Annotated in this window: 7 protein-coding genes; 3 read left to right on the top strand and 4 right to left on the bottom strand. The window is 75.2% G+C overall.

Going from position 1 to position 7,404, the window contains the following annotated elements; translation table 11 throughout:
* The 3 genes from AB0J72_RS52655 to AB0J72_RS52645 form a co-directional block, all read left to right on the top strand.
* Positions 1–770: zinc-binding dehydrogenase (locus AB0J72_RS52655; protein WP_363414735.1), on the top strand; the 770-nt coding region annotated here is incomplete at its 5' end.
* 44 nt (positions 771–814) lie between these two features.
* On the top strand, positions 815–1,657 hold the full coding sequence (locus AB0J72_RS52650) for an alpha/beta hydrolase (protein WP_363414732.1): 843 nt from the start codon (positions 815–817) through the stop codon (positions 1,655–1,657).
* A gap of 62 nt (positions 1,658–1,719) precedes the next feature.
* On the top strand, positions 1,720–3,159 hold the full coding sequence (locus AB0J72_RS52645) for a hypothetical protein (protein ID WP_363414729.1): 1,440 nt from the start codon (positions 1,720–1,722) through the stop codon (positions 3,157–3,159).
* Here the strand turns inward: AB0J72_RS52645 and AB0J72_RS52640 are convergent.
* From AB0J72_RS52640 to AB0J72_RS52625, 4 genes are read right to left on the bottom strand one after another with little or no spacing between them, the layout of a single operon-like run.
* Positions 3,152–4,207 carry an LLM class flavin-dependent oxidoreductase gene (locus AB0J72_RS52640; RefSeq protein WP_363414726.1) on the bottom strand — a complete coding sequence of 352 codons (1,056 nt, stop codon included), beginning with the start codon at positions 4,205–4,207 and terminating at the stop codon, positions 3,152–3,154. The two genes, AB0J72_RS52645 and AB0J72_RS52640, sit on opposite strands and share 8 nt — an antisense overlap.
* A gap of 10 nt (positions 4,208–4,217) precedes the next feature.
* A complete protein-coding gene (locus AB0J72_RS52635; RefSeq protein ID WP_363414723.1) occupies positions 4,218–5,213 on the bottom strand; it encodes an LLM class flavin-dependent oxidoreductase in 996 nt (331 codons plus the stop codon).
* Positions 5,210–6,253, bottom strand: coding sequence for a phosphotransferase family protein (locus AB0J72_RS52630; protein WP_363414720.1), 1,044 nt, complete (start codon positions 6,251–6,253; stop codon positions 5,210–5,212). The genes AB0J72_RS52635 and AB0J72_RS52630 overlap by 4 nt, the downstream gene beginning before the upstream one ends.
* Before the next feature lie 4 nt (positions 6,254–6,257).
* Positions 6,258–7,316 (bottom strand): methyltransferase, encoded by a 1,059-nt coding sequence (locus AB0J72_RS52625; protein WP_363414717.1) that lies wholly within the window; start codon positions 7,314–7,316, stop codon positions 6,258–6,260.
* Positions 7,317–7,404: the final 88 nt, after the last annotated feature.

Below are 7,404 nucleotides of genomic sequence, written 5' to 3'. Positions count from 1 at the left end.
CGCGGCTCGGCTGGGACGTCGCCGGTGTCGTCGAGCGGGCCGCAGCCGACGGCTCCGGGCCGCCCGCCGGCGCGCGGGTCGTCGGGCTCGCGGGGCGGGACGGGTTCGCCGAGCGGGTCGCGATCCCCGCCGGCCACCTCGCCGCGCTGCCCGACACGGTCCCCGACACGACCGGCGCGGCGCTGCCGGTCGCGGGCCTCACCGCCCTCTACGCCCTGCGGCACGCCGGCTGGCTGCTCGGCCGGACGGTCCTGGTGACCGGCGCGGGCGGCGGCGTCGGCCGGGTCGCGGTGCAGCTCGCGGCCGCCGCCGGCGCGCGGGTCATCGCCCGGGTGGGTGCGGCGGGCCGCGGCGACGGCCTGGTGAAGCTCGGTGCCGCGGCGGTCGGCGGGTACGGCGAGACCATCGCCGAACCGGTGGACGTCCTCCTCGACAGCGTCGGCGGTGCCGCCCTGGAGCAGGCGTGGACGTCGGTCGCCGAGGACGGGGTCGTGGTCAGCTACGGCAACACGACCCGCGAGCCGCTGCGGCTCCCGCTGGACTGGGGCCGGCTCCGGCCGGGGGTGTCGCTGCGGTACCTACACCTGTTCCAGGAGACGCGCCGGCAGCCGGTCGGCCGCGACCTCGCCACGCTCGTCGGCCTCGTGACGCAGGGCCGGCTCGACCCGCAGGTCGCGCTCACGACGCCGTGGTCCGACCCGGCACCGGCCTGGGACGCGCTGCGCGACCGGAAGGTCAACGGCAAGGCGGTCCTGCGCTTCGCGCTGTAGCGGGACTGCAGCGGGTGTCGACCGGCCGTTCGTAGCGTCGCTGCATGGCTACCTTCACCAGCTACGACGGCACGGTCCTGCACTACGAGTCGATCGGCGACGGGCCGCCGCTGGTCCTGGTCCCAGGCGGTCCGCGGGCCGCCGGGTACCTCGAGGACCTCGGCGGCCTGTCGGCGTCGCGGACCCTCATCCGCTACGACGCCCGCGGCACCGGCGCCTCGCCCCAGCCGGCCGACCCGGCCACCTACGCGTACCCGAGCCTCGCCCGGGACGTCGAGGCACTGCGCGCCCACCTCGGCCTGGACCGCCTGGACCTCCTCGGCCACTCCGCCGGCTCGGTCGTCGCCAGCGCCTACGCCGCCGCGCACCCCACCCGGATCGACCGCCTGATCCTCGTCGCGCCGAGCCCGCAGCTGTACGGCAAGGGCGGCGACGACGTGGGAGACATCCTCGCCACCCGTACCGACGCCCCCTGGTTCTCGTCGGTCAGCGCCGCCGCGGGTGAGCTGCTGAGCCTGCCGCCGGACACCCCGCCCGCCCAGGTCTTCGACGTCCTGGACCGCTACACGCCCGCCGCGTACGGCCGCTGGGACGCCCGCCAGCAGGCCCATGCCGCGACGCAGCGCACCGGGTTCGCCCTGGACGCCTGGGCCGGCTTCTGGGCCGGCACTTCCACCGGCTGGCTCGACGACCTCGCCACCGTCCCGGCTCCGGTCCTGGTCCTCACCGGCGACCGCGACGCCCTCACCGGCGTCCGCATCGGCGACGTGGCCGCCGCCGGCCTCCCGCACGCCCGCCACGTCACCATCCCCGGCGCCGGCCACTACCCGTGGGTCGACGAACCCGCGGCGTTCGCGGCCGCCGTCGCCGGCTTCCTCGCCGCCTGACCGGTCGAGGAGCCGGCCCGAAACTGGTCGCGTCGGGCAGGGCCGGGCGGAACACTGCACGGGTGGGACTTCTCAACGGCCTGGCGGAGAACCCGGCCCTGCCGGCGGACCTGCTCGACGCGCTCATCGCCGCCGGCGACGACGAGCTGCTCTGTGACCTGGCGCGGCGGGACGACCTGTCCGCCGCCCAGGTCCGCGCCATCGCGGCACGAAGCACCGGCGCCGCCGTCCGGCTCGTCCACAATGGACAGCTCCGGGCCGCCGACGCCGACGGGCGGGACACGCGGGTCGTCGCCGCGCTGCTGGATGCCACCGGGGCGCCGCCGGAGTGGGCACACGCGCACGCGACGTCACCCGATCCCTGGATCCGCCAGCTGCTGGCGTCCGCCGCGCACACCCCCGCCGAGGTGGTGGCGCGGCTCGCGGACGACCCCGACATGGACGTCGTCGCCGAGGCCGCGCTGTCGCCCGCGATGACCGCGGCGCTCGCCGAGCGGCTGGCCCGGCATCCGCACGACCAGGTCCGGCAGGCGCTGGCCCACAACGAGGCCACGCCGTGCGAGGTCCTGGCATCGCTCGCGCAGGACGGCAGCGACACCGTCGTCCAGGGCGAGACGGCCGCGAACCGTTCCACTCCCGCACCGGCACTCGCGCACCTCGCGCGGCATCCGGACCACTGGGTCCGATGGGCTGTCGCGGCCCGGCCGGACCTGCCGCAGGACGAGTACGCCCGCCTCGCCACCGACCCAGTGCCCTTCGTCCGCTACGCGATCGCTGCCAACCCCGCCGTCGACGTCGCCACGCTGCGGAGCATGGCCACTGACCCGGCGCACGGCGTGCAGCAGTGCCTCATGCACAACCCGAACGTCCCGCTCGACATCCTCACCGGCCTCGCCGCCACCACCCGGCCCGGACCGACGCCGCTGTCGCGCCTCGCCGCCGACATCGAGGCCGGCACCGACCAGGCCGGCCCTGCGCCGCTGCCGCGCATCGCGGCCGCCGGCACCGACGAGCTGCGGCAGCTCGCCACCTCCAAGTCGCCGGCCGTCCGGATGCTCGCCGCGCGGCACCCCGGGCTGCCCGGCGACCTCGTCGACGCCCTCGCCGCGGACCCCGACGCGGCGGTGCTCCAGGCGGTCGCGCGCAACCCCCGCGTCTCCCCCGCCCGCATGCACGCCATGCTCACCGCCCACGGCGTCCGGGTCGCCGGCGCGCTCGCCGGCAACCCCGCCTGCCCCGCGGACCTGCTGCTGCGGATCGCGACGCTGCGGCCGCCGGCGAAGCTCGCCCTCCGCGAGATCGCCAGGCATCCCAACGCCACCGGGCCTGCGCTCGCCGCATGCCTGGCCGACGAGAAGGCCCGGCGGGCCGCGGCCCGGCACCCCGCCCTGGATGCCGGGACGCTCCTCGCGCTCCTCGACGACGGGGTCACCGAGGCCGCGGCCAACCCGTCCCTGCCGCGGGACATCATGCGCGCGCTGATCCAGGCGCCGGTCAGCTGAACTTGGGCAGCACCTGCTCGCCGAAGAGGCGGATGGTGCGCTGCGACTCGGACAGGGGCATGTTGCCGGAGACGACCTGCAGGCTGATCGTCACGTCGCCGAACCAGTCGCGGATCGTGGTGACCCGGTCGACGACCTCGGCGGGGGTGCCGACGAGGGCCTTGTTGTCGCGCAGCGAGCTGTCGAAGTCCGCCGACGACACCTTCTGCACGATGTTCTCGTAGCCCTCGTAGCCGGAGCTGCGCGTGACGCCCCAGGCCGAGACCGCCTCCAGCAGGCGGGCGTTCGTCCACTCGGAGTAGCGGCGGCCGTTGCGGTACGCCTCGCCGGCGTCCTCGGCCAGGTAGCAGTTGTAGCTGAGGTGGATGTCCCCACCGGCGGGGTCCAGACCCGCGGCGGCGCGGGCCGTGCGGTAGCCGGCGATCATCTCCTGGACCTTCTCCCGCTTGTTGATCGACGGTACGAGCAGCAGCCCGTACCCGTTGGCACCGGCGGACGCCGCGGACGACGGGGTGATCGCGGTGGCGACGAGGATCGGCGGGTGCGGCCGCTGGTAGGTCAGGGGCAGCAGCGTGACCGGTCCGAACCGGTGGAACTGCCCATCGAACACGAGATCGGTCGTCGTCCACAGTTGACGGACGGCGGCGACGCCCTCGTCGAAGCGGGGGCGGCTCTCGTCCAGGGGGATGCCGAACGCGGCGAACTCGTCGGGCAGGAACGCGCGGCCGAAGCCGACGTCGAGCCGGCCGTGGGAGACGTTGTCGAGCATGGCGAGCTTGCCGGCCAGCTTGATCGGGTGCGTGAACGCCGGGATGACCGCGCCGGTGATGAGCCGGATCCGGGAGGTGCGGGCGGCCGCGGCGGCCAGGAACGTGACCGGGTCGGGACTGTAGCCGCCGTAGGCGAAGAAGTAGTGCTCGACCGTCTTCACGTGGTGGTAGTCGAGCTGCTCGGCGAGCTCGACCAGGGCGAGCGCGTCGTCGAAGTACTCGACGGCCGCCTTGTCCGACGGGCCGACGGTCGGGAACAGGTTGATACCGAAACGCATCGGAATCCTCTCAGGCGAGCGCGGGTTGCAGCGCGAACGCCGAGGCCAGCAGCTCGTAGGAGCGCAGCCGGTCGGCGTGGTCGTGGATGGTGGCGAGCGCGATGACCTCTTCGGCGCCGGTCGCCTCGGTGATGGCCAGGATCTGGTCGCGGACCCGGTCCGGCGTGCCGTGGACGTAGCGCGGGAACTCGAAGCGCTCCGCGCCGAGCGGGTCGTCGCCGTCGGCGAGCTCCAGCAGCGACTGCTCCGGGGTCGGCACGGGGCGCACGTCGTTGCGGGTGAGCCGCTTGCGGAACGCCCGCTGGGTGGCGTAGATGCGCTCCGCCTCGGCGTCGGTGTCGGCGCAGTAGACGCCGATGCCCAGGATCGCCTTGCCGGAGCCGCCGGTGCGGGCCCGGTGGTCGGCGAAGACGGAGCGGGTCGGGGCCGGGTTGATGAAGTGGGCGTAGGCGTAGGGCAGGCCCAGCTGGGCGGCGACGGCGCCGCTGCGCGGGCTGGAGCCGAGCAGCCACACCTCGGGGCGTCCGGTGCCGGTCGGGGTGACGACGATGTCGTGGAACGGGTGCCCGGGCGGGAAGCTCCCGTCGAGGAACGCGAGCAGCTGCACGAGCTTGTCGTCGAAGTCGTCCGGCAACGACGACGCGCCCCGCAGCGCGTAGGTCTCGATCGGGCTGGACCCCGCGGACCGGCCGATGCCGAGGTCGATGCGGCCCGGGTACAGGGCCTCGAGGGTACGGAAGACCTCGGCGACCTTGAACGGACTGTAGTGGCTCAGCAGCACCCCGCCGGAGCCGACCCGGATCCGGCTGGTGCGGGCGGCGATCGCGGCGACGAGCACCTCGGGCGCGCTCCCGCCGTGGGAGTGCATCGCGTGGTGCTCGGCGACCCAGTAGCGGGTGTAGCCGAGCTGGTCGGCGAGCTCGGCGAGCTCGACCGTGTTGCGCAGGGCCTGCGCGGGTGACTGGCCCGTCCCGATCGGGGACTGGTCCAGGATGGACAGTTTCATGTGCCGACCTCCTTGAGTGTGGTCGCGAGCAGGCGCGTCGCGTTGCGGTGCAGGGGGAAGTCGGCGGGGACCAGGCGGTGCCCGGTCAGCAGGGCGGTGACCCTGGCGGTGACGGCCGCGAACCTGACCGCGGCGAGCACCCGGTGGAAGTCGAGCGCATGCGGCACGCGGCCGGCCCGGCGGGCCCAGTGGGCGACGGTCGCGGCGCGGTCCGGCAGTCCGGGGAGTCGTTCGGCGCCGATGCCCTCGCTGAGGTGTCGGTCCAGGTGCAGGAACCAGGCCAGGTCGGCCTCGGGTGCGCCGAGCCCGGCCAGCTCCCAGTCGAGGACGGCGGCCACGGACGTGCCGTCGAAGACGATGTTGCCCAGCCGGGCGTCGCCCCACAGCAGGACCGGCGGCCCGGCCTGCGCCGGCACGGTCGCCCGCAGCACGCCGATCCCGGCGCGGATGTGCGGATCCGTCGCGCAGCCGTAGAAGTCGAGGTCCGCGGCGAGCTCCTCGACCTGTGCGGCCGAGTCCGACGGCCCCAGGTCGAGGGGCGGGAGGTTGACGCGGTGGATGCGGGCGAGGACGTCGACGGCGTGCCGCCACACCGCCGCCCGCATGGGGGGAGGCGCGTCGTGCAGCCAGCCTTCGCGATGGTACGAGGGCAGGTCCGCCGGGACGACCCCGGCGACGTGGCCGAGCACGCAGAAGGGCGCGCCGAGGACCTCCGGGTCGGGCTCGAAGCCGAGCGCCGGCGCGACCGGCACGTCGGTGCGCTCACCGAGCAGTCGCTGCACGTGGTACTGCCGCCAGAACCGCGGCCGGGGATGCAGCCGGTAGGTGGTGGGCGCGACGCGCACGACGAGCCGGCGCCGGGCCGGACCGCCGGGGCCGGTCCAGGCGGCGTCGACGACCAGGTTCTCCGCGGAGAAGCCGGTCGACGGCGGCACGGTCACCGGCCCGAGTCGCAGGTCGGGCGCGCCGAACCGGCCGGCGAGCCACCCGGTGAGCGCCTTGCGCGTGACGTCGGGGTCACGGGCGACGCGGACGGCCACCGCCTCACTCCTTCCGCGCCGTGAGCAGGCTCGTGGTCGCGACCAGCGGGGCGTGCGAGACGGTGGCGAACCCGGCGTCGGTGAACCAGGTGGCGGCGTCGGCGAAGGTGTACTCGGCGCCGCCGGCGGACCAGACGAGCATGTTGAGGCTGGCGAGGACGTTGGGCAGCTGCGGGCGGTCGGGGTCGAGCATCGGGTCGTAGACGAACGCGGCGCCGCCGGGCCGCACGGCGCGGAAGGCCGCCTGCGCGAGGAACCGGCGCCGCTGCACCGGCCAGTTGTGCAGCACGTGACCGAACAGCACTGCGTCGGCGGCCGGGAGTGGGTCGGTGAAGAAGTCCCCGCCGGCGAAGGTGACCCGGTCGTTGTCGACGACGTGCGCCTCGAAGGCCGGCCGCACGTCCGGCAGGTCGAAGACGGTGACCCGCAGGTGCGGGTGCGCCTTGACCAGGTGCACGGCGATGTTGCCGCGGGCGCCGCCGACGTCGACGACGTGCTCGAAGCCGCTCCAGTCCAGCTCGGCGAGGGCCGCGCCGATCGGCGCGTTGAGCACGTCCATCGCGTCGAAGAACGCGGTCCGCGAGGTGGGGTCGGCGTGCACCGGCGCGTAGGGGTCGCCCGCGCCGGCCTGCACGTTCGCGGGTTCGCCGGAACGGAGGCTGGTGGCCAGGCCGTCCCACGCCGGGTGCAGCGTGTGGTCGAGGAAGTCCAGGAACCCGCCGAGGAACTCGGGCCGCCCGGGCACCAGGTAGCGGCCGGCGGCGGGACCGTTGTGGTAGCGGCCGTCGCGGCGCTCGACGAGCCCGAGCGCCTCCAGCCCGGCGAGGAGGTCGCCGACGCCGGCCGGGTGCAGCCCCAGCCTCGCGCGGACCTCCTCGGCGGTCGCGGGCGCCTCGGCGAGGGCGCCGAAGACGCCGACGTCGGCGGCGGCGAACAGCAGCCGCGCGCGGCGGGCACCCGACGCGATGTCGAGGATCGGGGCGGGGTTCAGCTCCACTGTGGACTCCCAGGTGTCGTCGGACGCGGCTCCCCCGACGCTAGGAGTGGCCACTGGAGCAGCCATGGAGCCCGGCTCCACTCCAGCCGCGCCGCGCAAGACCCCGGCCGCGCCGCGCGGGGCTCCAGCGGGGCTGGAGGGGGTGCGGTTAGAC

It is taken from the genome of Dactylosporangium sp. NPDC049742 (assembly GCF_040674675.1).
GTDB lineage: Bacteria > Actinomycetota > Actinomycetes > Mycobacteriales > Micromonosporaceae > Dactylosporangium > Dactylosporangium maewongense.
Note: the sequence above shows the minus strand (reverse complement) of the source record. Positions and strands in the feature narration are given on the sequence as shown.

What these genes read in the sequence shown, in the direction of transcription:
- AB0J72_RS52640 (WP_363414726.1), bottom strand. Translation starts at nt 4,207, where the DNA reads ATGCGTTTCGGTATCAACCTGTTCCCGACCGTCGGCCCGTCGGACAAG.
- AB0J72_RS52625 (WP_363414717.1), bottom strand. Translation starts at nt 7,316, where the DNA reads ATGGCTGCTCCAGTGGCCACTCCTAGCGTCGGGGGAGCCGCGTCCGAC.
- AB0J72_RS52650 (WP_363414732.1), top strand. Translation starts at nt 815, where the DNA reads ATGGCTACCTTCACCAGCTACGACGGCACGGTCCTGCACTACGAGTCG.
- AB0J72_RS52635 (WP_363414723.1), bottom strand. Translation starts at nt 5,213, where the DNA reads ATGAAACTGTCCATCCTGGACCAGTCCCCGATCGGGACGGGCCAGTCA.